The organism is Collinsella sp. HCP3S3_E11 (genome assembly GCF_052067375.1).
In the GTDB taxonomy this organism is placed as follows: Bacteria; Actinomycetota; Coriobacteriia; order Coriobacteriales; family Coriobacteriaceae; genus Collinsella.
The window spans coordinates 12,477-38,209 of record NZ_JBQHQI010000019.1; the positions used below are offsets into that span (position 1 = coordinate 12,477).

At 58.7% G+C, this 25,733-nt stretch carries 26 protein-coding genes, 1 pseudogene and 1 riboswitch; of the genes and pseudogenes, 12 read left to right on the forward strand and 15 right to left on the reverse strand.

Annotation, left to right across the window (positions count from 1 at the left end; translation table 11 throughout):
- Positions 1–63: 63 nt before the first annotated feature.
- From ACTM86_RS08525 to ACTM86_RS08540, 4 genes are all read right to left on the reverse strand, one after another.
- A complete protein-coding gene (locus ACTM86_RS08525) occupies positions 64–243 on the reverse strand; it encodes a hypothetical protein (RefSeq protein WP_154517096.1) in 180 nt (59 codons plus the stop codon).
- Between the two features lie 18 nt (positions 244–261).
- Positions 262–588: an HIRAN domain-containing protein gene (locus ACTM86_RS08530; RefSeq protein WP_195233157.1), complete on the reverse strand. Its 327-nt coding sequence runs from the start codon at positions 586–588 to the stop codon at positions 262–264.
- 123 nt (positions 589–711) lie between these two features.
- Positions 712–2,091: an aldehyde dehydrogenase gene (locus tag ACTM86_RS08535; protein WP_441017158.1), complete on the reverse strand. Its 1,380-nt coding sequence runs from the start codon at positions 2,089–2,091 to the stop codon at positions 712–714.
- A gap of 8 nt (positions 2,092–2,099) precedes the next feature.
- Entirely contained in the window at positions 2,100–2,669 is a 570-nt protein-coding gene (locus ACTM86_RS08540) for an iron-containing alcohol dehydrogenase (protein ID WP_441017161.1), read from the reverse strand.
- A 353-nt stretch (positions 2,670–3,022) separates the two neighbouring features.
- Here ACTM86_RS08540 and ACTM86_RS08545 point away from each other — a divergent pair, with 353 nt between their 5' ends.
- Entirely contained in the window at positions 3,023–3,583 is a 561-nt protein-coding gene (locus ACTM86_RS08545; RefSeq protein ID WP_154517090.1) for a ferritin family protein, read from the forward strand.
- A 250-nt stretch (positions 3,584–3,833) separates the two neighbouring features.
- On the opposite strand, the gene ACTM86_RS08550 is transcribed toward ACTM86_RS08545, so the two are convergent.
- Entirely contained in the window at positions 3,834–4,706 is an 873-nt protein-coding gene (locus tag ACTM86_RS08550; protein ID WP_441017164.1) for a hypothetical protein, read from the reverse strand.
- Positions 4,707–5,253: 547 nt separating this feature from the next.
- Positions 5,254–6,684 carry a MocR-like pyridoxine biosynthesis transcription factor PdxR gene (gene pdxR, locus ACTM86_RS08555; protein WP_441017167.1) on the reverse strand — a complete coding sequence of 477 codons (1,431 nt, stop codon included), beginning with the start codon at positions 6,682–6,684 and terminating at the stop codon, positions 5,254–5,256.
- Positions 6,685–6,829: 145 nt separating this feature from the next.
- On the opposite strand from pdxR, the gene pdxS reads away from it, so the two are divergent.
- Positions 6,830–7,720: a pyridoxal 5'-phosphate synthase lyase subunit PdxS gene (pdxS, locus tag ACTM86_RS08560; protein WP_154517081.1), complete on the forward strand. Its 891-nt coding sequence runs from the start codon at positions 6,830–6,832 to the stop codon at positions 7,718–7,720.
- 20 nt (positions 7,721–7,740) lie between these two features.
- Positions 7,741–8,328, forward strand: a complete 588-nt coding sequence (gene pdxT / locus ACTM86_RS08565; protein WP_441017170.1) for a pyridoxal 5'-phosphate synthase glutaminase subunit PdxT — start codon at positions 7,741–7,743, stop codon at positions 8,326–8,328.
- A 389-nt stretch (positions 8,329–8,717) separates the two neighbouring features.
- On the opposite strand, the gene ACTM86_RS08570 is transcribed toward pdxT, so the two are convergent.
- The gene (locus ACTM86_RS08570; RefSeq protein WP_441017173.1) at positions 8,718–9,617 is read right to left on the reverse strand and encodes a hypothetical protein; all 900 of its coding nucleotides are present in this window, start codon (positions 9,615–9,617) and stop codon (positions 8,718–8,720) included.
- 214 nt (positions 9,618–9,831) lie between these two features.
- Between ACTM86_RS08570 and ACTM86_RS08575 the strand changes: the two genes are divergently transcribed.
- Positions 9,832–10,242 (forward strand): peptide deformylase, encoded by a 411-nt coding sequence (locus tag ACTM86_RS08575; RefSeq protein WP_154517072.1) that lies wholly within the window; start codon positions 9,832–9,834, stop codon positions 10,240–10,242.
- 302 nt (positions 10,243–10,544) lie between these two features.
- On the opposite strand, the gene ACTM86_RS08580 is transcribed toward ACTM86_RS08575, so the two are convergent.
- Positions 10,545–12,026: an aminotransferase class I/II-fold pyridoxal phosphate-dependent enzyme gene (locus ACTM86_RS08580; protein WP_441017200.1), complete on the reverse strand. Its 1,482-nt coding sequence runs from the start codon at positions 12,024–12,026 to the stop codon at positions 10,545–10,547.
- 202 nt (positions 12,027–12,228) lie between these two features.
- A complete protein-coding gene (locus tag ACTM86_RS08585; RefSeq protein WP_370450624.1) occupies positions 12,229–13,086 on the reverse strand; it encodes a LysR family transcriptional regulator in 858 nt (285 codons plus the stop codon).
- Between the two features lie 118 nt (positions 13,087–13,204).
- Here ACTM86_RS08585 and ACTM86_RS08590 point away from each other — a divergent pair, with 118 nt between their 5' ends.
- The 3 genes and pseudogenes from ACTM86_RS08590 (at position 13,205) to ACTM86_RS08600 (ending at position 14,727) form a co-directional block, all read left to right on the forward strand.
- Positions 13,205–14,116 carry a DMT family transporter gene (locus ACTM86_RS08590; RefSeq protein ID WP_427747886.1) on the forward strand — a complete coding sequence of 304 codons (912 nt, stop codon included), beginning with the start codon at positions 13,205–13,207 and terminating at the stop codon, positions 14,114–14,116.
- A gap of 267 nt (positions 14,117–14,383) precedes the next feature.
- Positions 14,384–14,527, forward strand: a pseudogene (locus ACTM86_RS08595) (KUP/HAK/KT family potassium transporter); the annotation flags it as partial.
- A gap of 38 nt (positions 14,528–14,565) precedes the next feature.
- Positions 14,566–14,727, forward strand: a complete 162-nt coding sequence (locus ACTM86_RS08600) for a hypothetical protein (RefSeq protein ID WP_441017203.1) — start codon at positions 14,566–14,568, stop codon at positions 14,725–14,727.
- Between the two features lie 79 nt (positions 14,728–14,806).
- On the opposite strand, the gene bsh is transcribed toward ACTM86_RS08600, so the two are convergent.
- Positions 14,807–15,772 (reverse strand): choloylglycine hydrolase, encoded by a 966-nt coding sequence (gene bsh / locus ACTM86_RS08605; RefSeq protein ID WP_427719772.1) that lies wholly within the window; start codon positions 15,770–15,772, stop codon positions 14,807–14,809.
- A 244-nt stretch (positions 15,773–16,016) separates the two neighbouring features.
- A complete protein-coding gene (locus ACTM86_RS08610; protein WP_154517060.1) occupies positions 16,017–16,436 on the reverse strand; it encodes a peptide deformylase in 420 nt (139 codons plus the stop codon).
- 193 nt (positions 16,437–16,629) lie between these two features.
- Here ACTM86_RS08610 and ACTM86_RS08615 point away from each other — a divergent pair, with 193 nt between their 5' ends.
- Together ACTM86_RS08615 and ACTM86_RS08620 are read left to right on the forward strand one after the other, a co-directional pair.
- Positions 16,630–17,940, forward strand: coding sequence for an NCS2 family permease (locus ACTM86_RS08615; RefSeq protein ID WP_441017176.1), 1,311 nt, complete (start codon positions 16,630–16,632; stop codon positions 17,938–17,940).
- A gap of 136 nt (positions 17,941–18,076) precedes the next feature.
- Positions 18,077–18,742: an alpha/beta hydrolase gene (locus tag ACTM86_RS08620; protein ID WP_441017179.1), complete on the forward strand. Its 666-nt coding sequence runs from the start codon at positions 18,077–18,079 to the stop codon at positions 18,740–18,742.
- A 58-nt stretch (positions 18,743–18,800) separates the two neighbouring features.
- Here ACTM86_RS08620 and ACTM86_RS08625 read toward each other — a convergent pair whose 3' ends face one another.
- The 4 genes from ACTM86_RS08625 to ACTM86_RS08640 all read right to left on the reverse strand — a co-directional run bounded on the left by ACTM86_RS08625 (position 18,801) and on the right by ACTM86_RS08640 (position 23,355).
- Complete coding sequence (locus ACTM86_RS08625; protein ID WP_441017182.1) at positions 18,801–20,135, reverse strand: uracil-xanthine permease family protein; 1,335 nt, start codon at positions 20,133–20,135, stop codon at positions 18,801–18,803.
- A 122-nt stretch (positions 20,136–20,257) separates the two neighbouring features.
- A complete protein-coding gene (locus ACTM86_RS08630; protein ID WP_441017185.1) occupies positions 20,258–21,391 on the reverse strand; it encodes a 5-methyltetrahydropteroyltriglutamate--homocysteine S-methyltransferase in 1,134 nt (377 codons plus the stop codon).
- Between the two features lie 148 nt (positions 21,392–21,539).
- The gene (locus ACTM86_RS08635) at positions 21,540–22,436 is read right to left on the reverse strand and encodes a LysR family transcriptional regulator (RefSeq protein WP_441017188.1); all 897 of its coding nucleotides are present in this window, start codon (positions 22,434–22,436) and stop codon (positions 21,540–21,542) included.
- A 10-nt stretch (positions 22,437–22,446) separates the two neighbouring features.
- Positions 22,447–23,355, reverse strand: a complete 909-nt coding sequence (locus ACTM86_RS08640; protein WP_441017191.1) for an HAD-IIB family hydrolase — start codon at positions 23,353–23,355, stop codon at positions 22,447–22,449.
- Positions 23,356–23,515: 160 nt separating this feature from the next.
- Positions 23,516–23,626, forward strand: a riboswitch (TPP riboswitch).
- 51 nt (positions 23,627–23,677) lie between these two features.
- On the opposite strand from ACTM86_RS08640, the gene thiM reads away from it, so the two are divergent.
- The 3 genes from thiM to ACTM86_RS08655 are packed head-to-tail and all read left to right on the forward strand — an operon-like array spanning position 23,678 to position 25,554.
- Positions 23,678–24,517: a hydroxyethylthiazole kinase gene (gene thiM / locus ACTM86_RS08645; protein ID WP_370450622.1), complete on the forward strand. Its 840-nt coding sequence runs from the start codon at positions 23,678–23,680 to the stop codon at positions 24,515–24,517.
- A 3-nt stretch (positions 24,518–24,520) separates the two neighbouring features.
- Positions 24,521–24,862, forward strand: a complete 342-nt coding sequence (locus tag ACTM86_RS08650) for a thiamine-binding protein (RefSeq protein ID WP_441017194.1) — start codon at positions 24,521–24,523, stop codon at positions 24,860–24,862.
- On the forward strand, positions 24,859–25,554 hold the full coding sequence (locus tag ACTM86_RS08655) for a thiamine phosphate synthase (protein WP_441017197.1): 696 nt from the start codon (positions 24,859–24,861) through the stop codon (positions 25,552–25,554). Before ACTM86_RS08650 ends, ACTM86_RS08655 begins: the two co-directional genes overlap by 4 nt.
- Positions 25,555–25,733 lie beyond the last annotated feature (179 nt).

Consider the following 25,733-nt stretch of genomic DNA (forward strand, 5'->3'; position numbering starts at 1 on the left):
CTCAGTCCTCATTTCGCAACGCGTCCAACTCGTGCTAAGTATACAGACGCAGCGATGCGGCAGTTACCCAAAGAGCCCGCCAAACAGTCCGCGACGGCGCTTGTCTTTCTTTTTCGACGCATCACCCTGAGTTTTCTTGTCCTGTCGCATCTTACGGTCCTGCTCCAGCTCATCGTCGTCGAGTAGCATATCCCACTCAAACGAATCGTCCGTCAAATCGAACAGGTCGTCGTCATCAAACATGGCAGCCTCCCTTACCGATTAGCGGGCATCCACCACATAGAGGCCAACGCGCACCTGGTGCCAAGGGCTGCGCTCGGGGGCAACCTGTTGCACGCGGGCCTCAAATACGTCCTCGTGGCCGTAATACATCATCAAGGACAGCGGGCCGACCTCGTTTCCCGGAACATAGCCAAGTTTGGTCTTGCCATAGTAGATCGCGACCGCCTCGGGATCATGGGGATTATCGCGCTCGGCGCACAGCGTCAGTTTATCGCCCACTTTAAGATCGCCTAGGACCAAAGCGCCGTCGGCATATTGAAATCCCGCAATGTGAAACGACAGAAGAACACGTGAAGGCTCGTACATGGCAACTCCCCTAACGGCCGGATAAACCGGCGTTTAACCTTATTGAGAAGTCTACGGGTCCGTGCGGACACAAATTCATCCTGTCTGCGTCTTTTCGACCGTTTGTCCCTACGCCATCTGATTTTAATGCACAAACATGCGCACGAATTTGTGCTTCCAGTTTGCGTAAGGGGCATAGCGGAATGGCACGTCCAGCCACGTTGCCTTGTTCACGATGCTTTTCTTGTGGCTAAACGTATCGAAGCTCTCGCGTCCATGGTACTGCCCCATACCGCTCGCTCCCATGCCGCCAAAGCCCATATGGCTCGTAGCCAGATGCATGATCGTGTCGTTGACGCAACCGCCACCAAAGGGCACGTAACGCACAAAGCGCTGCTGAACCTCACGGTCCTGGCTAAAGATATACAGGGCCAGCGGCGTCGGACGATCCGTAATAAACGTCTCGGCCTCGTCTAGGCTCTCAAACGTCAGCACCGGCAAGATGGGCCCGAAAATCTCCTCCTGCATCACGGCGTCATCGGGGGCCACGCCGTCCAAAATTGTCGGCTCAATCTTGAGCGAAGCCTCGCGCGCAGCACCTCCAAGCACGACCTTATCGGGATCGATTAGCCCATGCACGCGCGCAAAATGCTTGGCATTGACGATATGCCCGTAATCCTCGTTGTCGAGCGGATGCTCGCCAAACATACGGCGCGCCTCTTCCTTGATGAGGCCCAGCAACTCGTCGTGCACGCGCGTATCGACCAGCAGGTAGTCGGGCGCCACACAGGTCTGCCCCACGTTGAGCCATTTACCAAAGGCGATACGCCGTGCCGCAACCTTCAAGTTTGCCGTCGCATCCACGATGCAGGGACTCTTTCCACCCAGCTCAAGCGTCACGGGCGTAAGGTTTTTACTTGCGCGCTCCATGACGAGCTTGCCGACCGGAACGCTACCAGTAAAGAAGATCTTGTCCCAGCACTCATCGAGCAGCGCTTCGTTCTCGGCGCGCCCGCCCTCGACAACTGTCACCAGGCACGGATCAAATGCCTCTTCGCAGATCTGCTTGAGCACCGCACTCGATGCTGGAGCATAGGCGCTCGGCTTGATGACCACAGTATTGCCCGCGGCAAGGGCGCCGGCGAGCGGCTCGAGCGTTAGCAAAAACGGGTAGTTCCACGGGGCCATGATGAGCGTGACGCCATAGGGCACGGCTTGCGTTTTGCACACACTCACGGCGTTGGCAAGGTCGCACGGACGCAGGCGCGGACGACTCCATCGAGCCACATGCGCGATCTGATGACGAATCTCGGAAAGCGACGTGCCGATCTCGCACATATACGCCTCGTCATGCGACTTTCCCAAATCGGTCTTGAGCGCATGGGCAATATCGGCCTCGTGGGCCCGCACCGCATCGCGTAAACTCACGAGCGCACGACGTCGAGCATCGACATCAAACGTGGCGTGCGTCTTAAAGTAGACGCGCTGGTCTCCGACAATGCGCGCAATTTCCTCGGTATTCATGGACCCTCCTAGTTCTCGCCCTCAAACATACCACCCGCGTCAACCTCGTACATGCGCATCAGCTCCAAACGGTCCATCAAAAGTGGAACGGGGTACAGCGGATTGGCCTCGGCATCGGCATGCGCCGCCATCTCGGGAATGTTGGAGCGGCGAATGCCCGTCACATATTTGGGAATGTCCAAGGCGGCGTTCATTCGATCGACCCGATCGATAAAGGCCTCGACGGCATGCGTCAGGGCGCCCATGCCCGTCTGCCCCGTAATGGAGGCGGGCAGACCGCGCGTGAACTCGGGGTCGTGCACCGCAAAGCGCGGGATAAGCACAAAGTCGTTAATGGGGTACTTGTAGTGCGTCTCGTCATCGGTGATAACCGCCGCGAGCGTGACTTCGCTTCCCGTACCGGCGGTATTGGGAACCGCAATAAGCAGCGGCAGGAGACGGTGGACGCGCAGCAGGCCGCGCATCTTGTTGATGGGCTTGTTTGGCTGCGCGATGCGTGCTCCCACGCCCTTGGCACAGTCCATGGCCGAGCCACCGCCAAAGCCGATAATGGCCTGGCAGGCGCTCTCTCTCAGCATGCTCCAGAATGCGTGGCTCGGTATAGGGCAGCACCGGCAATGCGATGCGAAAAACCGTTTGATACGTTCGGCACCAGGCGCAGCGGGCTAGATGCATAAAGGAAACTCCCTCATTTGTTGATTGGTCAACATTTGTTCGACCGATTGTACTCATCAGAGGTCGCAGGCGGCCTGCCAATCGTTAATCAATCAACATCTTCATCTCTCAAAATTGTTTTATCAAAAATCATTCCTAATAGGCTTCACATTTTGTTGCATTTATGGATAATAGAACTCGTCAAGACGCACGTCCGGAGAGGGCCCTTACGGGATCGGACAAGCGCCCCATCGCCATCCATCGAAAGGATCGAATCATGAAATTTGTTTGCCCCGTTTGCGGTTATGTGGAAGAGTTCGACGGCGACCAGCTGCCCGAGGATTTTAAGTGCCCCCAGTGCGGCGTTCCCGGTTCTCGTTTCCTGAAGCAGGAGGAGGGCAAGCTCGAGTGGGCTGCCGAGCACGTCGTGGGCGTCGCCAAGATGGAGGGCGTCTCCGAGGACATCGTTGCCGACCTGCGCGCCAACTTTGAGGGCGAGTGCTCTGAGGTCGGTATGTACCTGGCCATGGCTCGCGTCGCCCATCGCGAGGGCTATCCCGAGATCGGCCTATACTGGGAGAAGGCTGCCCACGAGGAGGCCGAGCACGCCGCCAAGTTCGCCGAGCTCCTGGGCGAGGTCGTGACCGACTCCACCAAGAAGAACCTCGAGATGCGCGTTGAGGCCGAGAACGGCGCCACCGCCGGCAAGACCGATCTTGCCAAGCGTGCCAAGGCCGCTGGCCTCGATGCCATCCACGACACCGTGCACGAGATGGCTCGCGACGAGGCCCGCCACGGCAAGGCTTTCGCCGGCCTGCTCAAGCGCTACTTCGGCTAAGCCAACCGCCTGAGAGATAATCTCTAACTTTAAAGGGCCCGAACCGCATGGTTCGGGCCTTTTTTCGTGTCTCATGAGCTCGTTAACGCCCTGAAATAGGGCCACTTTCGGCATCGACTTCTCGTCAAAAACTAAGTGAGTAGACTTTTTGGAACTTGCCGAGCAGACCATCCATATTGCTCTATAAAGCCGCAGGTAAATGACTTGTTGCAAAATGGCCTGGTCGCCATCACGCCAAAAGTCTACTCACTTAGATCCGCGCTGTCCACGATCGAGCTGTTTTGTGTCCAATGGACATCTTTCCGTCGAGTGCTCCCAATTTTGTCCAGTCAACGAATAGTTCAGACCGGAGTAATGCCTCAACCCTTTGCTCATCCGAGCTTTTATCGCGATATTCAACATCGAGCATCCTGCATACGGCCTTAACGATCGCACGGAATCTATCCTCATCGGATATCTGTCCGTGTGTCAGGAGAAGCACGTCGTAGCCCATGGCTTGAAGCGCCGTCATGCGGTCAGCGTCACGCAAGCCATCCCCCGCGCGCCCGTGCGAGGCCTTTCCCTGACATTCAATGGCCACCTGTCGCCTCCCGTCCGGCGAGGAAAGAAGTAGATCGATATATACGCGGGTCTTTCCTACAATCGCTCGAGCACTTGTGCTTAGCATCACTTTGACATTGAGCTCTATGCCGCAAAACCCTTCGCCTCCCAGGGCTCGCGGCAGTCCAAGCAACAAATACGCCTCGACCTCAAAAGGCGAAGCGGCACCCAATGGAACGAGTTGCGACACCGCCATAAATCGATTGCCGTAACGCATCCCGCAAACATCTGAACAAAAACGGTCAAGGTCCCCATCCAAAACCAAAGCGTCGCGACGCCACAAATTTGAGGCGCCGCCGCCCTCGGACGGGCAGCGCACCCAACCCAACGTTGTCGAAATCGTACCCGAATCAATTGCACGCGAAAGCTCCACCTCAAGTGCCGCCGGCAGAGCGCATACCGCAAACAAGCCGCACATCTCCGCCAATACCAGAAGAAGTTGGAGATCCGTCAGATGTCGAGACATGATAAATGCCGTCAGTAGAAGAGACGTGACCAAAAATCCATGCTCCGTTTCCAGCACGGATTCCCTGGGGGGTTCACCAAGAAACAGCCGCTGCCTAATGTTGGCAGGGCAAGTCCGTTTGTTTCTCGTCCGAACCAATGTATACAACGGAAAACCGAGCGCGACCGCAGCCGTCGGGTTGCGGACGAGGTCATATCGCTGCCGGTCTTCATCCGGCCGCGGAAGCGGAGGACACAAAGCGCGGACTTGAGGGGGCAAACGCCAGTACCTAAAAGCCGATATGTCACAAAGTAGATCCTTCATAGGCACAGGAAAGCACGAATTTCAACCCAGTCGGTCTCTCATTGGAGCGAACGCACCAAAAATGGCGCCGAACGAACTGCAAAGTTTTCAACAGCCCTCCCCAACTGGCCAAAAGCTTACCGAGAACTGGACGAAGCCCTGTTGGAAACCCCACTTTTTTTCTCATGCGGAAGCTTTGCGCGGCAAGTGAGTAGACTTTTTGGAACATCCCGAGCAGACCGATGATCCCACTTCTCAAAACCACAGGTAGATAGCTTGTTACAAAACTGTCTGGTCGCCAAAGTGCCAAAAGTCTACTCACTTAGGTTACAGAGTGCCCCATTAGCTGCGATTCCAGGGTATTAAGCACCTCCGGACTCAGGTCGTCATACTGGACAAGAATTTGAGTTGAGTTTTCTGGGACAGATGCGCCATCGGCACACCAATAACAGTTACTGATATCGATAAAAGGGATGCTCGAGCGCGTGAGGGCCTGCGCAAAAGAGCTTCCGCCCGTTCCCCGCTCCGCAACCACGGTGCAGTAAAGGCCTGCGTCTGCATGCTCGATCGAAACCTCTCCTGCTGGAAACGCATTCCGTACAAGCGCCGCCAGGCCATCACGCGCCTCACGAGCACGAACGCGCACGCGGTTCACATGTCGCTCGTAATCACCCGATTCCAGCAAACGAGCCAAAGCGACCTGGTCGACAGAGCTCACCGACGAGGCGTAGAAACCAAGGTTGCACCTAAACCGCTTCATCAGCTTATCGGGCAACACCATGTACGCTAGACGCAACGCCGATGAAAGGCTCTTTGAAAACGTGTTGGTGTAGATGACCGATTGAGCGGCATCAATCGAAGCAAGCGCGGGAATCGGCTTGCCGGCCAGACGAAACTCGCAATCAAAGTCATCTTCGATGAGATATCGACCTGGTCGCTCGGCGGCCCAGCTCAGCAGCGCATAGCGACGCGCAATGCTCGTCACAAGGCCGGTCGGATACTGATGGGACGGCATCAGGTGAAGGACATCGGTCCCCGTTTTCTGCAGAGCGCTCAAGTCTACGCCCTCATCATCCAACGGGATATGTCGAACTTTGCAACCCATAGCCTGATAGATGCGCGTTAGGCGCAAATAGCCCGGGTCCTCAACGGCATACACCTTGTCGGCGCCAAGCAACTGAACCAACATGGTATCGAGCAGCTGGGCGCCTGCGCCGATAACAACGTTGTTGGGGTCGACATTCATGCCCCTTGTCCCGCGCAGATGGTGGGCAATTGCGCGTCGTAGCCGAGTGGTGCCCTGTGCCGGTGCGGTCGAAAAGATTTCGCGCTCGTCTTCGGATGCCAGCGTCGCCCGCAGCGCGCTTTGCCAAAGCCGCGCCGCCTCCAAAGCAGAAGGAGAAAGTGCATCGAATCGCTCGACCTGTCCGTTGACATCATGCGCGCCGGAACCCGCAGAGACGGCATCCCGGTCGATGCCCTCTGCAGCCGAAGCCAAAACCGGTGCATCCGGAAGCTCGCAAGCGTAGTAGCCACGACGCGGCATTGAGCAAATATAGCCCTCGGCAAGTAACTGGCTATATGCATTCTCGATGGTAATGACACTGATTCCCAGATGATTGGCAAAGGCGCGCTTAGACGGAAGATGCTCCCCCGCCGCAATGCGTCCAGCAACGATATCATCTCGAATTTGCTGGTAAATATACTCATAGAGCGATGCGTCGCCGCGTTTTTCCAAATTGTAGTCAAGCATGAGTTTGTCACCTGACCTTATTGAGTCATTCAATCTGGTATTAGTCTGGCCTTATTATTATCTCTAAAACTGAGTATTTCGCCATACCCAGCTCCCCGATAGGATGTTCCGTCAAGCAATGCACATGCCAACCAAGGGAGCAACCATGGCAGAACAGACCAGCAAGGCAGATCGCGTCAAACTCAATCGCGAGCTCGCGCAGATGCTCAAGGGCGGCGTCATCATGGACGTCACCACGCCCGAGCAGGCACGCATCGCCGAAGAGGCGGGCGCCTGCGCCGTCATGGCACTCGAGCGCATCCCGGCCGACATCCGCGCCGCAGGCGGCGTCTCACGCATGAGCGACCCCAAGATGATCAAGGGCATCCAAGAGGCCGTCTCCATCCCCGTTATGGCCAAGTGCCGCATCGGCCATATTGTCGAGGCGCAGGTCCTGCAGGCCATCGAGATCGATTACATCGACGAGTCCGAGGTTCTCTCCCCTGCCGACGACGTCTATCACATCGACAAGACCCAGTTTGACGTGCCGTTTGTCTGCGGCGCCCGCGATCTGGGCGAGGCGCTGCGCCGTGTTGCCGAGGGCGCCACGATGATTCGCACCAAGGGTGAGCCGGGTACGGGCGATGTCGTCCAGGCCGTGCGTCACATGCGCAAGATCCAAAAGCAGATCCGCGATGTTGTTGCCCTGCGCGATGACGAGCTCTTTGAGGCAGCCAAGCAACTGCAGGTTCCGGTCGAGCTGGTGCGCGAGGTCCACGCCACGGGCAAGCTTCCCGTCGTGAACTTTGCCGCTGGCGGCGTAGCGACTCCCGCCGACGCCGCGCTGATGATGCAGCTGGGCGCCGAGGGCGTCTTTGTGGGATCGGGCATTTTTAAGAGCGGCAACCCGGCCAAGCGCGCCGCCGCCATCGTCAAGGCCGTGGCAAACTTCACCGATGCCAAACTCATCGCCGAGCTTTCGGAGGACCTGGGCGAGGCCATGGTGGGCATCAACGCCGACGAGATCGAGATTATCATGGAGGAGCGCGGGCGCTAGTCCGGCAGAAAGGATCGCCCATGAGCGATTATGCAGACCAAACGGTCGCCGTGCTGGCGGTCCAAGGCGCTTTTGCCGAGCACGAAGCAAGACTATCCGAGCTGGGCGCACACTGTATTGAGCTGAGGCAGGCGGCCGATTTGCAGCAGAACTTTGACCGTCTGGTACTTCCCGGCGGCGAGTCCACCGTTCAGGGCAAGCTACTTGCCGAACTCGATATGCTCGAGGATCTTCGTACCCGCATTGTTGAAGGCATGCCTGTACTGGGAACTTGTGCCGGTCTGATTCTGTTGGCGCGCGACCTTGCCGCCCACGATGACAAGGGGACACCGCGCTTGGCAACCATGGATATACTCGTTGAGCGCAATGCCTATGGCAGGCAGCTCGGCAGTTTTCGCACCAAGGGGCAGGTAGGCGGTATCGACGGTGAAGTGCCGTTAACGTTTATCCGCGCACCCCGCATCGTCGAGGTGCACGGCAATGCCGAGGCCTTAGCGAAAGTCGATGGCCGCATCGTCGCCGCCCGTCAAGACAATCAGCTCGGCGTTACCTTCCACCCCGAGCTCGACGACGACACCCGCCTCCACGAGCTCTTCCTCCAAATGTAGGCAGAAAACAAACGAACGTGGATTTTCGGACGCATAGCAAATGAGAGTGGAAATCCCCCACTTTGAGCTTGGATGCAGGCTCAAACCGGGAGATTATCCACTCTCATGCTATGTAGTCGTTGGGGACGTTCTCAACGACTACATTGCGATAGACGGCCACGTTTGCCCAGATAATACCGACCAAAATAAACCTGTCCCTTTTTGGCAGGTTTGGATCAAGGCAACGCCGATGTTTTGGCAACGACAGCGAAAACCCGTACACGCGAGCAAGGTGCCTTGAAACGAGGCGGCATTGACCTTTTGGTCATGCCGCCGAAGTTGAAAGGCAGATTGCCGCTCTGGCGGGCTTGCAGCGTCGGCCCGTTACGGCGTTTGGTAAAACGCCGTAACTAAAAACGGTTGCCGCGGAAGCCACCGCCGTTGCGGCCGCCACGGTCGCCGCCTCGACCGCCGCGGTCGCCGCCACGGTTGCCGCCGAAGCCGCCACGGTTGCCACCGCGGTCGCCATAGCCACCACGGTTGCCGCCAAAGCCGCCGCGACCGCCACGATCGCCGCCACGGTCACCAAAGCCGCCACGGCCACCGCGACCACCACGGTCGCCGCCACGGCCACCGCGGTCGCCAAAGCCGCCGCGACCGCCACGATCGCCGCCACGGCCACCACGGTCGTCACGGCCGCCGCGAGGGCCGCGATCCTCGTCCAGACCCATGGCGACGAGCGGAGCGATAACCTTATCGAGCGCGGCCATCAGCTCGGTGGCCTCCTCGTAAGAAAGCTCGGGCAGGAGCTTCTCCTTCTTGTTGGCAAGCTCGACCAGGCCCTCAGCGGCATCCTCGGCAGCGAAGACGACGATCTTGCGCATATCGCCCTCGGCGTTGTCGATGCGGCCGACCAGATCGGCAGCCTCGGCCTCGGCCATCAGGCCATCGAGCTCACGAAGGCGCATGCCCAGCAGATCGGACATTTCCTTCTGCTCCATCTTGGGCTTGAGGTCAAGGAGCTTGATGGCGCGCTCGATGTTCGCCATACGCTCGGCCTTGGCCTCCTCCTCCTTGGAAATAGCAAAGCGACGGCTACGCAGCAGGCGGGCGGCCTTCTGCATCTTGTCCATCAGCTCTTCGTCATCGTAATCAACGGCGGCCTCGACAACCTCGGCCTCCTCCTCGGCGGAAACCTCGTCAGCAGCCTCAACCTCGGTAGCTTCGGTCTCCACGGTCTCGACTGCCTCGACCTCGGATGCCATGGTCTCGTTCTCGGTCTCGTTCATGATCTTTTCGTTCTCGGACATGAGACTCCTTCTTGGCCCTCTCGGGCATCATCGCCCCATTCGCGGGGCCCGTCGCGCACTCTTTGCGCTTTAAACATTCATGCCTCTCGGCAAAACGTCCCTTAGTTTATGGTGTCGCCATCCAATCTAGCTGCAGAATCTATATGCACACATTAATGCGACATGTCGCGGTATCATGGCCTGAACCAAACGTGTCCACCTTAAGGAGCCCGCCATGATTAAGCCCATCATGAAATCCGAGTTCTTTTTGCGCCTGCCTTCCGAAGACGCAGGGCCCGACGATGCCGTGATCGGGCAGGACCTCCTGGATACGCTCCACGAGCATGAGCACGAGTGCGTGGGGCTCGCCGCCAACATGATCGGCGTGCGCAAACGCATCATCTGCGTAAAGGACGGCAACAGGACGCTCCTGATGTACAACCCTCAAATTCTTGAGCAGGTCAATGCCTATCAGACCAGCGAAGGATGCCTCTCGCTGATCGGCGAGCGTCCCTGCACCCGCTATCGTCGCATTAAGGTGGAGTATTTGGACGAGAACTTCGTCCACCGCATCAAAAACTTCTCGGGCTACACCGCCGAGATCATCCAGCACGAAATCGACCACTGCAACGGCGTCGTTATATAGTTCCGCGAGTCAAGGAAAATGATCTGTTTTCCTCCGTCCCCTTTGGATCATGGTAACGACGCAGGCTGAGCACACGACAGCGAGCGAGCCGCATTTATATAAGTTCCGCCGTTCTACCGAACGGCGGACCACTTGACGCTGCGCGAGTCGCATTCACGCCAATCTGACGTTCAATTTCGAGGGCGCGACCAGAAGGTCAGCGCCCTCTCATTTCACGTCACCTTGGCGTAAATGCGGCTCGCTCGCTGTCGTATGTCTATCCTGCGACGCCTCGATTCTTGCGGCGGCAGATACCTAATCCCCTACGCTTGGCGGTAGTGATCAAAGAAATCGGCGAGGTCTTCGAGCGACTCTTTGAGCACTTCCATGCGCGGCAGGTACACGATGCGGAAGTGGTCGGGCTCAGCCCAGTTGAAGCCGCCGCCACGCGTGATGAGGATCTTCTTCTCGTGCAGCAGGTCGAGGGCAAACTGCTCGTCATCGGTGATGTTGAACTTTTTAACATCCATCTTGGGGAAGATATAAAACGCCGCACGCGGCTTGACCACCGAGATGCCGTCGATCTTGCTGAGCGCCTCATACACAAAGTTGCGCTGCTCATAGACACGACCGCCGGGGCGGATGTAGTCGTTAACCGACTGATGGCCGCCAAGCGCCGTCTGGACGATCGACTGGGCCGGCACGTTGGAGCACAGGCGCATGTTGGAGAGCATGTTGATGCCCATGATGAAGTCGCTCATGCAGCGCTGGTTGCCCGAAAGCACCATCCAGCCAATGCGATAGCCCGCGATCATATGCGACTTGGACAGGCCGCTAAACGTAATGCAGGGCAGGTCGGGGGCGAGCGATGCAATGGAGACGTGCTCGTAGCCGTCCATGCACAGGCGGTCATAGATCTCGTCGGCAAAAATCATGAGCTGGTGCCTGCGCGCGATCTCAACGATGCCCTCGAGCACCTCGCGCGGATAGACCGAGCCCGTGGGGTTGTTGGGGTTGATGATGACGAGGGCCTTGGTCGCGCTCGTGATCTTGGACTCCATATCCTGCAGATCGGGATACCAATCGGCCTGCTCATCACACAGATAGTGCACGGGATGTCCACCGGCAAGAGTTGCGCACGCCGTCCACAGCGGATAATCGGGGCTGGGAATCAGAATCTCGTCGCCATTGTCGAGCAGCGCGTTCATCGAAAGCTGAATGAGCTCGGACACGCCGTTGCCCGTGTAGATATGTTCCATCTGAACATTGGGCAGGCCCTTGATCTGCGAATACTGCATGATCGCCTTGCGCGCAGAGAACAGACCGCGCGAGTTGGAATAGCCTTCGCAGTCGGGCAGCTGCTGGCGCATGTCCTTAATGACCTCATCGGGCGTGCGGAAACCAAAGGGCGCCGGATTACCGATGTTGAGCTTGAGGATGCACTCGCCTTCGTCCTCCATACGGGCTGCCTCGTCGACAACGGGGCCGCGCACGTCATACAGAACGTTCTCGAGTTTGGTGGATTTAGAAAAAGTACGCATGGTGGTGCTCCTTGCAATTTGATCTGAGGGATGGGGTTCGGGCTTGGAAACGTTGTGGGTCGATGATGTCTCGCCTTGATCGGCGTCACCGGCGAGCAGCCAGGTAACATCGACCTCCAAAATGCGGGCGAGTAGCTCTGCCACATCGCGCCGCGGAATCGTCTTGCCGCTCACATATTGGCTCATCTGACTCTTGCCGAGTTTTTTGCCGAGCATCTCCGATGCGCGGATTACGTCCGACTGGCGAACGTCGCGATCGGACATAGCCTGTCGCAGACGATCGCTAAACGTCTCTTGGGTCACAGGAACCTCCTTGCTGGCAAAGTTCAATTTATAGAACACGAATTGAACCAAAGTTCAATTTAGCAAGCAGTATAGCGCCGTGCTATTTCTAAAAGTTCAATTTCAAAAATAACATGACCCAAACCTCAAGATTTATCCCAAGGCGGTAACGACGTGCGCCCATTTAGAGGTATTCGAGAAAACGGGCGGCGGCAAGCGAAACATCGGCCGTTCGATATATGGCGTTGATCTGCCGATGGGGATGCCCTTCGAGCGGACGCACGGCAACATCGAACTGACAGCGGCGCATGATGAGCGCGGGAAGAATGCTCACACCCAGGCCGTCCTCGACCATAGCCATAATCGCATAGTCATCCCAGGTCGACAGTTTTGAGTGCACTGCCAGTCCCGCCCGACGAAACAGCGGCGTAATCTCGTCATCGGTGCCGCGTTCTAGCAGAATAAACTGCTCGTTGGCCAAGTCGGCAAGAGAGACGACCTCCGCCGTGGCAAACAACGAGCCTGACGGCACTACCGCCATTAACTCGTCACGCACCAAAGGCAGCGATGTCATGCCGTTTTCTCGGGGCTCACGAGGGATAAAGCCCAGATCGCAGCGACCCTCTGCCACCCATTGTTCAATCTCTGAATAGTCGCCCATCAGCAACTCGTAATCGACGTCTGGATGATCAGCACGAAAACGCGCAATCACCGGCGGCAGCACGTGGGTCGCCACGCTCGAAAACGTACCGATGCAGATTTTGCCGCGCATGAGCCCGCGCATCTCATCCACCCGTCGCTGCAAGCGAACGAATTCCTCGCAGAGCGCCTCGACAGCCGGCATGACCTGCCGCCCGTCGGCAGAAAGAGCAACACCTTCACGACTGCGGTCGAGTACCTTAAAGCCCCAATCGGCCTCAAGATCGGCCACCATGCGGCTCACGCCCGATTGCGAGTAGCTCAGGCGCTCGGCAGCACGCGTAAAGCTTCCAGCGCGCACGGTCTCCAGCAGCACCTGCATCTTTTGAATATTCGTTTCCACGACATGCCTCCACCCTTGCATGAGTTTTTGTCATGTTTTCCATGCATTATATTCGCTTTTCTTCTAAAGCCAGTTCACCCATAGTGAGCATGCACAGATATAGAGGGGACGGCAGCGCATGAACAACGGATTGATTACGTATTTAGCAGCATTGTTGTTGTTTGGCTCCAACGGCATCATCGCTGCGGCCATCGCACTCCCGAGCTCCGATATCGTGCTGCTGCGCACTTTTCTGGGAGCCCTTTCGCTTGTCGCCATCCTCGCCATTACCCAGCGCCATAAGCTGCAGGCGCCTTCTCGCCCCCGCGAAGCCGCAGCCCTCCTCCTCTCGGGAGCCGCGCTGGGCGCCAGCTGGATTTTTCTGTTCCGCGCTTATCAGACGATCGGCGTCGGCGTTTCTTCGCTGCTGTACTACTGCGGCCCCATCATCGTCATGGCCCTCTCGCCGTTTATCTTTGGCGAAAAACTAACCGGTGGCAAAATCGCCGGGTTTATCGCAGTCGCCTGCGGCGCTTTTCTCATTGCAGCGCAAGGTCTAGGCGGCAATATGCCCATTGCGGGCATCGTCTGCGGAATCGCCTCGGCCTTCTGTTATGCATTGATGGTCATCGCCAGCAAGGGCGCGCCGCACATCGAAGGCCTCGAGAACTCCGCGCTCCAGGTGAGCGCCGCCTTTGTGACCGCGCTGGTCCTTACACTCGTCACCCAAGGCACCCCCTCATTCCTGTCCGCCAGCATCGCCGCAACCATCGATTGGCGCGCCGTCGCTATGCTCGGCGTCGTCAACACCGGCATCGGTTGTCTGCTCTACTTTAGCGCCGTCGCCAAACTGCCCGTGCAGACCGTCGCCGTCGTCGGCTACCTCGAGCCGCTTTCGGCCGTCGTGTTCTCGTCCGCCCTTTTGGGCGAAGTCATAACACCGGTCCGCCTGATGGGCGCCGTGCTTATCATCGGCGGCGCGATCTTTTGCGAACTCGCCGGTAAACGCTCAGGCGCCAAGACCGGTATCGCTCAGGCAGCACGCGTCTAAAAGTTCCCTCTTCAGTTTCAAAGCAGGGGCGCGTCCGCGGTTATTACATTGCAGCAAAGCCATACAGCGGATGCGCCCCTGTTTTGAAATGCTACCTGCGTACATAAATAATCCTCAGCTGGGGATTATTGTCTAATATTACCCGATGTGCCAAACAACTCTTGTATGTATAAAGACGGCATAAAAGTTATCTGTCCAAGACAGATAACCGGATGTCCAAGGGAGTCCACGTGGCGCACGCCAAACTGGAGGCAAACCTCCAAGACCAGCACGGTCAAGTACGTGGTAATCGCCATGAAGGCCGACAACCACAACGAGGGCGGCATCTTCGCCCTGTTTAGCCTGGTGCGCAAAGTGGCGCCGTGGCTGATCCTACCTGCCATGATCGGCGGCGCGGCGCTGCTCGCCAATAACTCCAGCTCGAGGTTCAGATCGAGGAAGCCGAGGAAATGGATGTCGGTATCTTCTCGGACGAGCTTGGCAACGGCAACGAAGCCGGTAGGGACATGAACGTCGACCCCACCGAGCTGCTCGGGAGCGTCACCGATACGCCCAAACAGCAACAGCTCGACGGCCTCGAGAGCGAACAACTCAACGATGCCAACTTCTAACGACGTCGCGCGTCGACGACAGCGGCCCTGCGCCTCACAGGAGGCGCAGGGCCGCTTTGCATTGCAGTAAAACCGCCGGCTACGAACGACGCGGCTCGGGAACCACGAGCCTATCGGGGCTCGCGCCCTCGGCATCCATCAGGCTCACGTAGCGAATCGACGGATCCTCATACGTTGAGTAATAGTAATTGCCCGTGCGCGCGCTAAAGCATCCGGTGTAGATAGTCTTCTCGAACTTGCCGTCACCCATCTTGGACGCACCCTCGATCATCGCCACCCCCTCGAGCGAGCGGAACATGCGAATGACGTTCTCGGCCTCGCTGTCTTTTTGCGGGTAATTGGCATTGAGGTATGCCGCCTTTACAAAACGGCTCGGCGAATAGCAGTCACCCGGAATACCGCGCATGCCGGCACCCGCGCCATAGGGCTTGAGCTCGGCGCCACGCCATGTCGCCGTCTGAGGAAAATCGCTTGTGGCGGTGATATAGGTGCGCAGGTTTTCCATGTGCCACGGGAAGGTCGGCTGATTGGCAAGGGTGTCGACCGGATCGTCGTATACATGCAGACCGTCAGCCATCATCTCGACCACGATGCTGCGCCGGCTGTCGCCGATAATCCAATGGAGCAGCGACACACCCAGCCCCTCTCCGGCAGATTTGGCAACAATCACCGTGTCGCGCAGCGCAGCCTCGACCTCGTCGACCGTCGAGAACGTCGCTGCCACCCACAGGGGAAACTCATAGGCCGCGATATTGGTCTTGCCATCAACCGGGTCCTCGGCATACTCGGCATAACCGGGAAAGTTGAGCCCTGCCACAGCCAGACCCGCATCGTTACCACAGTCGAAAAACATAGGATAGTTCTTGTAATCGATGCACATGCCGATTACCGCGTGTGCCGCCGACGCATCGTCGATAAACGAATACGGGATATGGAACCCGCGGGGCATCACGCGAACCTGTTGGCCGTAGCTAAAGCTCCAGTCGAGGTTGCGACCCAGATACATGTTGCCGGAATTATCGGTAAATCGAATGCTCGTGCACATGGCGCCTCCTAGCCATACGTCCTTGTTAAGCTCATTGTTACCAAACAAATAGGCGCTAAACACAAAAGCCCGGACATGACAATAACGTCACGCCCGGACCACACAAGCAAGATAAACTCAACCAAGTCAACCTCGCAGGTCGTCTAAGGAGTCAAAATACCGCAGATTGCCACGAAAGAGGAGCGAAGCGTACTTAAGGTACGCGAGCGACGATTGAGCGGCAAGGTGCGGTACTTTGGTCCCCTTAGACCAACTTTCCAAGACAGTGATCGATCATATGCTGGATCATCTGTGCCTCAAAGCCCGTGTAGTCGCGGCGGCACTCCTTCATCTTGCCGTCGACGATCTGGTCAAAGGCAACCTTGCACTTGATATAGCGCGTAGACTTGGTGATTTCGTCGTGCGTCAGGCAGCTCTCCTCCATCTTGCTGGCGCCCAGGCCAAACACCAGACGGGGGTTGTAGAGCACGTGGGGCTCGCCGGCGTCGTCCAGATAGACGCAGACCTTCTTGGTGACGCCAATCTGGTTGGCGGCAAGGCAGCCGGCGTCCTCGAGCGACTTGATGGTGTCGATCAGGTCCTGTGCGACCGACTCGTCCTCGACAGTCGCAACCTCGCAACGCTGGGACAGGATGGCCTCGTCGCGGCAGAGCTCTTTAATCATACGTTCCTCCAAAGAGTTCAATGTAACTGCTTAAGTATACGGTACCTACACATTTTCATGCGAAAAATACCGTCCGCCTGTTACAAAGCGCCGAACTTCAACATGCGAGAAGCATCGACCTTCCAAAGGCGATATAGTAGGTAAGTTCGTGTCAATCGGCCTAAACTCGGGGCCGAACAAGGAAAGGGTATGCATGGACGAACTTTTTCACGTCAGCGAGCGCAAGTCCACAATCGGGACCGAACTTCGCGCTGGACTGACAACATTCCTGGCGATGGCCTACATCATCGCCGTCAACCCTGCGGTGCTCTCGGGCGCTGGCATCGATGCGGGAGCGCTCGCCTGCGCCACCTGTCTGGGCGCCGGCATCATGACCATCTGCATGGGCATCTTCGCCAACCGCCCGCTCGCCTGTGCGTCGGGCTTAGGCGTCAACGCGATGATCGCTGGAATCACCACCACCGTCTGCGGCGGTGACTGGCACGTGGCCATGAGCGTCATCTTCCTTGAGGGCGTCGTCATCTTGCTGCTCGTGCTTTGTGGCCTGCGCGAGGCCATCATGGATGCCATCCCGGTTGTCCTGCGCCACGCCATCTCGGTGGGTCTGGGCCTGTTTATCGCCATGATCGGCCTGTGCGACGCCGGCATCATCACCGCTGGCGCCGGTACGCTCGTCGGCCTGGGCGACATCACCTCCCCCACCTTTATCGTCGGCATCATCTCCATCGTCGTGACGGTTGCCCTTGCTTCCCGCAACGTGCCGGGCTCGCTGCTCATCGGCATCATCGTCGCCGTTATCGCCGGTATCCCCCTAGGTGTGACCCATGCTCCGACCGGTATCATCGCGCCGCTCGACTTCTCGAGCATCGGTGGCCCCATCGCCGACGCCGGCGGCGTGCTCGCCATCGTCAAGGTCCTTACCGACCCCACGCTCCTCGTCATCTCGTTCTCGCTGCTCATGAGTGACTTCTTCGACACCATGGGCACCGCGATGGCCGTGGCCAAGCAGGGCGAGTTCCTCACCGACGACGGCAACGTCGAGAATATCAAGGAGATCCTGATCGTCGACTCCGCCGCCGCTGCTGTGGGCGGTTTTATGGGCGTCTCCTCCATCACCACCTTCGTCGAGTCCACCTCTGGCGCTGCCGACGGTGGCCGCACGGGCCTCACCTCCGTCACCACCGGCGTGCTGTTCCTTCTCGCCGCGTTCTTCTCCCCCATCGTCACCATCGTTTCCAGCGCCGCCACCTGCGGTGCTCTGGTCTACGTCGGCTACCTCATGATGAGCGAGGCCTCCGAGATCGACTGGTCCGACGTGTCGCAGGGTTTCCCAGCGTTCATGATTGTCGCCGGCGTGCCCTTTACCTACTCCATCTCTGCCGGCATCGGTCTGGGCTTTATCGCCTACGTGGTCGTCGCGCTCTTTAAGGGCGAGGCCTCCAAGATCAAGCCGCTCATGTGGATCGCATCACTCGCCTTCCTCGTCTACTTCTTTGTAGCGTAAGGGCAAAGCTGCCAAAGCAAAACCTCAAGGCGCAGAGTCGCATCAAGCGGCTCTGCGTCTTTCTTTTAGCGACGGTCCCTACGCCGACGTGCGACAATCGTATTTGTAGATGTCGAAATGCAGAGAGAAGCTTGTCATGGAAGCGCGTCAAAAGCAGATAACCATTCATTCAAAGCATGTCGAAAGCGCGCCCGTCATTTACCTTCCCGCGGTCATGGGTGACGGCACCGAGGTCTATAGCCGTTGTCTTGAGCTTGATTGCCCGCCATTCACCCTGGTCGCCATTGGCGAACTCGATTGGAATCGCGAGCTGAGTCCTTGGGAATGCGACGGAACCGTGCGCGATGCCGAGCCCTTTGGTGGACAGGCGTCCGAGTTTCTCGATGAACTGCTGAATCGGATAATCCCAGAGGTCGAGCCATCACTTCCCTGCCCGCCTACCTGGCGCGGCATTGCCGGTTACTCATTGGCGGGCCTCTTTTCGCTTTGGTCGCTCTGGCAGACCGATGCCTTTGACCGCGCCGCAAGCGCATCGGGGTCCCTATGGTTTCCCGGATTTCTCGATTACGCACACGGGCACACGATGTCAGCCGCGCCCAACGCCGTCTATCTATCACTCGGCAAAAAGGAGACCAAGACGCCCAACCGCATGATGCGGCACGTACTCGACGACACGCGCGCAATGGAGAAACTACTCGGCGGCCGAGGCATCCCCGCGACCTTCGAGCTCAACCCCGGTAACCACTTTGCCCAAACCGATGTGCGCATGGCCCGCGGCATACACTGGATACTGACGCATTAAAAATGGCGCCCACGCGTACGCACGGGCGCCATTTTTTTGATTTAGCTGAACACAACTACTACTCGACAGTCTCCTCGAGTTCAGAAACGGCGAACTCAAAGTCGTTGCCGGGCAGAATCGCGTTGAGCACGATGCCCACCAGCGAGCCCACGGCAAGGCCCGAAAGCGAAATCGTCACGCCGCCCAGCTCCAGCACGATGGCACCGGCGGCGCTGTAGGCAATGCCGAGTGAAAGCACGAGCACCAGAGCGGCCACCAGCACGTTGCGGTTGTTCTGGAAATCGACCTGGTTCTCGATGAGGTTACGGACGCCCACGGCGCTGATCATGCCATAGAGCACGAGCGACACGCCGCCGATAACGCATGCCGGCATGGCGGCGATCACGGCAGCGAACTTGGGGCAGAACGAAAGCACGATGGCGCAGCACGCGGCAATGCGAATCACGCGCGGGTCAAACACGCGCGTCAGGGCGAGCACGCCGGTGTTCTCGCCATACGTGGTGTTGGCCGGAGCGCCAAAGAGCGAAGCCAGAATCGTGGCGAGACCATCACCGAGCAGCGTGCGATGCAGGCCGGGATCGGCGATGTAGTTGCGCTCGCAGGTGGAGCCAATAGCGGATATATCGCCGATATGCTCAATCATGGTTGCAAAGGCCAGCGGCATGATGGTGATGACGGCCGTCGTGGCAAGGCCGCTATCGAACTGCGGCCCAAAGAGTGCAAACTCCGTGTTGTCCCACACGACGGGCAAGCCAAGCCAGGGAGCGGCTGCGACGCCGGAGAAATCGACCTCGCCCAGCGCAGCCGCAACGGCATAGCTCACCACGACGCCCAGTAAAATCGGCACGATCTTGACCATGCCGCGACCCCAAATATTGCAGATGACGATTACGGCGACGGCAACCACGGCAACGAGCCAGTTAGTCTGGCAGTTGGCAATAGCGGAACTCGCCAGGATCAGACCGATCGAAATGACAATGGGGCCAGTCACCACCGGCGGGAAGAAGCGCATGACGCGCTTGGCGCCAAACGCGCGGAAGAGCGCCGCAAGCACCGGGTAGAGCAAACCGGCGCAGGCAACGCCCAGGCAAGCGTAGGGCAATAGCTCGGCCTCGCCGTTGGGCGCGATTGCGGCATAGCCGGCAATAAAGGCAAACGATGAGCCCAAAAATGCGGGGACCTTACCGCGTGACAGGAAGTGGAATAGCAGCGTGCCCAAGCCGGCAAACAAAAGCGTTGCCGATACCGAAAGGCCGGTGAGCACGGGCACCAGCACCGTGGCACCAAACATGGCAAACAGGTGCTGCAGACGGAGCAGGAACATGCGCGGGCGGCCGAGCGACGAAGCGTCGTAGATGGCATCGGTGACGGCGGGCGTCGAGGACTGGGACATGGATGTCCTTTCGAATGGAAGGGCGCTCGGGCATAGCGGATAACCTGCCCGAACGATACGGTCCGAACCATTGTACGCGATACGCCATGTCTCGCACGCGCCGTCACTTGCAAACGGTACCGCTATTTCCAAACACGCTCGGCAATACGCTTGACCAGCGCGATCTTTGCCCACTGCTCGCCTTCGGTCAGCTTGTTGCCAATCTCGCAGCTGGCAAAGCCACACTGCGGAGACAGATACAGATTCTCAAGCGGCACGTACTTTGCCGCCTCATGAATACGCTCGACGGTCGCGTCCTCGTCCTCGAGCTCGGCTGCCTTGGTGGTCACCAGACCCAACACGACCTTCTTACCGGGCGCAACGTACTTGAGCGGCTCAAAACCACCGGCGCGCGGAGTGTCGAACTCCAGATAGAACGCGTCAACGTCCTCATGCGCAAACAGGTACGGGGCGATGGGATCATAGCCGCCCTCAAAGGCATAAGTAGAGTGGTAGTTGCCACGGCATACATGCGTATTGATCACCAAGTCGTCAGGCTTGCCCGCGATGGCGGCATTGTTGAGCGCCACGCCCAGCTCGCTCACCTTTTGCAGGTCAACCGGGCTCATGCCGGTCTTGGACACAAAGTCAGTATCGCAATAGATGCCCCAGGTGCAGTCATCAAATTGGATGTTGCGGCAACCCGCGGCATACAGATCGGCAATCACGGTGCGGTATGCTGCGGCGATGGCATCGGCGAGCTCTTCGTCGGTCTTGTAGACGGCGCGCAGGCTCTCCTGCTGGCCATCGCAGCGGTCGAGCGTGACTTCGGAGAACGTCTGGATCGGCGCCGGGATGGTTTGCCGCGCAACCTGGCCCTCGCCCTCAAGCGCCTTGACAAACTTGAAGTGCTCGACGAACGGATGGTTCTCGCCGCTAATAGGCCCGGTCACCACGGCGGTGTCGGCGGTAGTCTCCTCATCGTGGAACATATAGCCCGTACGCGAGGTGCGGCGCTCGATGCCGTTGAGACCCCACATAAAATCGAGGTGCCAGTAGCTGCGGCGGAACTCGCCATCGGTGATGACCTGCAGGCCGGCGGCCTTTTGCTTTGCCACCAAATCGCGAATGGCCTCGTCCTCGACTGCCTTAAGTCCCTCGGCATCAAGCGCGCCTGCCGCATAGGCGGCGCGGGCGTCCTTTACGGCCTGCGGACGAAGAAAACTGCCGACGATATCGGCGCGAAACGGCGCTTTGAGCTGGGTGGAATTGCTCATAGGAATCTCCTTTTGCATGGACTGCTTTGGCGAGAAAGAGTATGAGCGCACTCCTGGTTATCGTAAAATATGCGTTTATATATGTTTGCCATATAGTTTTCCTATAGCCATTTCGACAGCCCAAGACAGCAACATCAAACGCTACCGGTTAGATATGCCTCCGGATGGCCTCGACATAAGCCTGTCCATAGCGCGTGAGCGTCGTATTCTTGCGCGTGATAATGCCAATCTCCATGTATTCATCCACATCGAGCGGAATCGAGATAATACCGGGGCCATTAAGCTCGTGGCTAATCACGCCCGAACACACCGTGTAGCCGTTGAGACCCATGGCTAGGTTGAACAAGGTCGCACGGTCGCGCACGCGGATATTCTTGCGGCGCTCAAACGTCGAGGTCAGTTCCTCGGAATAGTAAAACGAGTTGTAGCTGCCTTGCTCGTAGGACAAAAACGGATACTCCTCGAGGTCATCGAGCGTCACGCTGGCGTGGTCCGCCAGTGGATGGTCGGCGCATACAAAGACGTGCGGCGTGGCGCAGAAGAGTCCTTCGAATACGAGCTCGTTGGCCGCCAGCATGCGCTCGATAACCTCGCGGTTATGTTCGGATAAGTACAGAATGCCCAGTTCACTCTTCATGTGCGCGACATCTTCGATGATCTCGTGAGTCTGTTCCTCGCGCAGGGTAAAGTCGTAGCGCGCGGCATCGAACTCACGGATCACGTCGACAAACGCATTAACGGCAAAGGAATAATGTTGACAGCTCACACTAAAGTGCGGCACTTGCTCGGATGCGCCCTTGTACTTGCCCTCGAGCAGGTCGGCCTGATCGAGTACCTGGCGCGCGTAGCCCAAGAATGTCTCGCCTTCCTCGGACACAATGACGCCCTTGTTGGTGCGCTCAAAGATGTGCACACCCATCTCGTTTTCGAGATCGCGAATCGAGGCGGTAATCGAAGGCTGCGACACAAAGAGCCGGCGCGAGGCCTCGGTGATGCTGCCGCATTCGGCAACCTTAACAACATACCTGAGCTGCTGAAGCTTCATGACTTTCTCCCTAGACGTTCGTGACGCCAAGACCCGTCGCGTCCATCTGGCGCATAAACGACGGCATCTCCCCCGTCGCGGCGCAGGCGGCAATCTGATGCAGAGCCCCGGCAACCGCATCGTCTGCCGCGGCGCCGATATGCCAACGCGCGGCAGCCGTGACGGCCTCATTGGCATTGGCGACTGCAACGGAGTTGGGAACGGCATTAATCATGGGCAGATCGTTATCGGAATCGCCGAACACCGCCACCTCGTCGGGCGTCAGACCCAAAGCACGCGCCAGCTCCAGCGTGGCACAGCCCTTGTCCCAACCAGCCGGAAGGATGTCAAACAGGCGCACGCGGCTGTTGGGAAACACGAGCGAGAGTTCCGGCACCTCGGCGGCAACGCGCTCGCGTAGCTCCGCGAGCCCCTCACGCGAACGGGCACTCCAGATATTCGCCTTGAACACCGGCGCGTCACCGACAACGGGACGGCACGGGGCCTCTTCGCCTTTGAGCCACGCGTTGCCGCCCGACTCCATAGCGCGACGCACGCGCTCGGGGTCGCTCGTCACGCAATAGGCGTCATTGTCCCAAAAGTCATCACCCAAGCTGTAGACCTTCAGATAGGTATCATCGGTCTCTTGCTCCAAGTAGTCAGCCAAGCGAATAAGGGCGGCGTTATCGGTCGCATGCGAGGCTATCACCTCGCCGTCGACAAACATGACCTGGCCGTTGCAGAACGCACCGGTCGAGAAGCACTCGGAACGATTACGAAACATCCAGCCCATCGCGGAAGGCTGACGGCCCGAAACCGGGCCAAAGTGCAGGCCCGCCGCCTGCATGGCATGAATACCCTCGACGGCGTAGTCGCTGGCGCCGTCATGCCCGGCTGGAATCAACGTATCGTCCATATCGGTCAGCACAAGTTTAATCATAAGGCCCCCAGTCATTTTCACCGTATCCATTGTAGCGACCTGCCAATAAGGGACAGGTTTATTTTGGCAGGTTTTATCTGGGAAAATGCAACGCCCCAGTTGCCACCTGCCAAAATAAACCTGTCCCTTTTTGGCAGGTGCGCTAGTATAGGGAACAACAGATTCGATGCGGGAGTGCCGGCGGTGCAAACCACAAGGCTGAGAGGGCATGGGGCCCAATCCTTTGAACCTGTCAGTTAATGCTGGCGTAGGGAGCATGCCGCCTTTACAGGGGCGCTGTCTATGCACAGCGCCCCTTTTCTATGCCAAGGAGGCATGTGCAGTGATTGATTCGAAACAGCTTAAACAAAATGTGGTCAAGGCCGTGGAGGAGATTCGCGCCACCAACCCGATGGCCGGCTCCATCACCAACACGGTGACGATCGACTTTGTCGCCAACGCGCAGCTCGCCGTAGGCGGTTCGGCCGCCATGGTCTATCTGCCCGACGAGGGCGAGGCGCTCGTTGCCGGCGGCGGCGCCATCTATCTCAACATGGGCACGCTCTTCCCCATCTACGAGCAGACGATTCCCCGTGCGGCCAAGGCGGCACACGACGCCGGCAAGCCCTGGGTGCTCGATCCGGTGGGCCTGGGCATCGGTAGCCTGCGCACCCAGTTGGTAAACGAGCTCAAGCAGTACAAGCCCGCCATCGTGCGCGGCAACGCCTCCGAGATCATCGCGCTCGCCGGCCTGTGGGGTCTTGAAGGCGAGGCGGCTGACCTGAGCCGCGTGCGCGGTGTCGATACCACCGATACGGTCGACGCCGCCCGCGGCGCTGCCGTGGCACTCGCCCGCTACACCGGCGGCGCCGTAGTGGTCTCGGGCGAAGTCGACTTGATTACCGACGGCACGACCGTGGCCAAGTCCCACGGCGGCAGCCCGCTCATGTCCAAGATTACCGGCTGTGGCTGCTCGCAGGGCGGCGTCCTGGCCGTGTACGCTTGCGCCGCCGATCCGTTTACGGCAGCCATCTGCGGTACCGCTGTCTACAACGTTGCCGGCACGCGTGCCGCCGCTGTCGCTGATGCCCCGGCAAGCTTTAAGGTCGCCTTTATCGACGAACTCTACCGCGCGACCGCTCAGGATATTGCGAATAACCACCTCGAGCTCGAGGAGGCATAAGCCATGTCCGAACCCGCAACCGCTGCCGACATGAACACGCTCGTCGCCGTAGCCATCGCCCCGTGCGGCACAGGCGACGAGCTGTCCGCCGAGGTCGCCGAGGTCGTGCGCGTCATTCGCGAGAGCGGCCTTCCCAACCGCACCACCTCGATGTTCACCGAGATCGAGGGCGACTGGGACGAGGTCATGCAGGTCGTACGCGACGCAACCTTTGTGTTGGCAAGCAAGGGCATCCGCACCGAAGTCGTGCTCAAAGCCGATATTCGACCCGGTTTTACCGACACCATGACCGGCAAACTCGAGCGCATGGAAGCGCGGATCAAAAAGCAGGAGGAAGCACGATGAGCATCCGCGACAACCTTGATATCTCGGCCTATCTGGTACTCGGCCCCGAAAACACGCTGGGACGTCCCGTGGGCGATGTGGTAGCGCAGGCGCTCGATGCCGGCTTTACCTGCATCCAGGTGCGCTCCAAGGTGGCAAGTGCCCGCGAGATCATCGCGCTGACGGGCGACGCCGCGCAGGCTATCGCTCGCGCCGGCAAGACCGGCAAGGTCGCCCTGCTTATCGACGACCGTCTGGACTGTGTACTCGCCGCACGCGAACAGGGTATCTCCGTCGACGGCGTGCATGTGGGCCAGAGCGATATTCCCGTCGAGGTCTGCCGCAAGCTTCTGGGCCCCGATGCCATCGTGGGCCTTTCGGCCCGTTGCGAGGAAATGCTCGAGTACGTCAAGACCGCCGACATGAGCCTAGTCGACTACCTGGGCATCGGCCCGCTCCACGAGACCGAGACCAAGCGCGACTGTGGACGCGCGGCAGATGGCTCCATCATCACCAAGAGCTTTGAGGACCTGGCCGCGCTCCATGAGGCAAGCCCCGTTCCCATCGTGGTCGGCGGCGGCGTCAAAAAAGCCGATCTGCCGCAGCTCAAGGCCACCGGCGTCGAGGGCTTCTTTGTGGTGAGCGCCGTCTGCAGCGCTGACGACCCCCACGCCGCAGCCAAGGAGCTTGTCGACACCTGGCAGCAGGCATAGGCATAGGCCGAGCAGCTGATTCGCAGCCTCATATCTTCAATAGCGGAAAGCGCATCCCAGTTTGGACCTGGGACTGCGGACAAAAAGTTGGACCGTTGAGGTCCGGAACGGAGTCCGCATGGCATACAGTAGGAGAATGGTGGAGAGGGCCAGGGCGCTTCGCGGCGCCGGGCTCACCG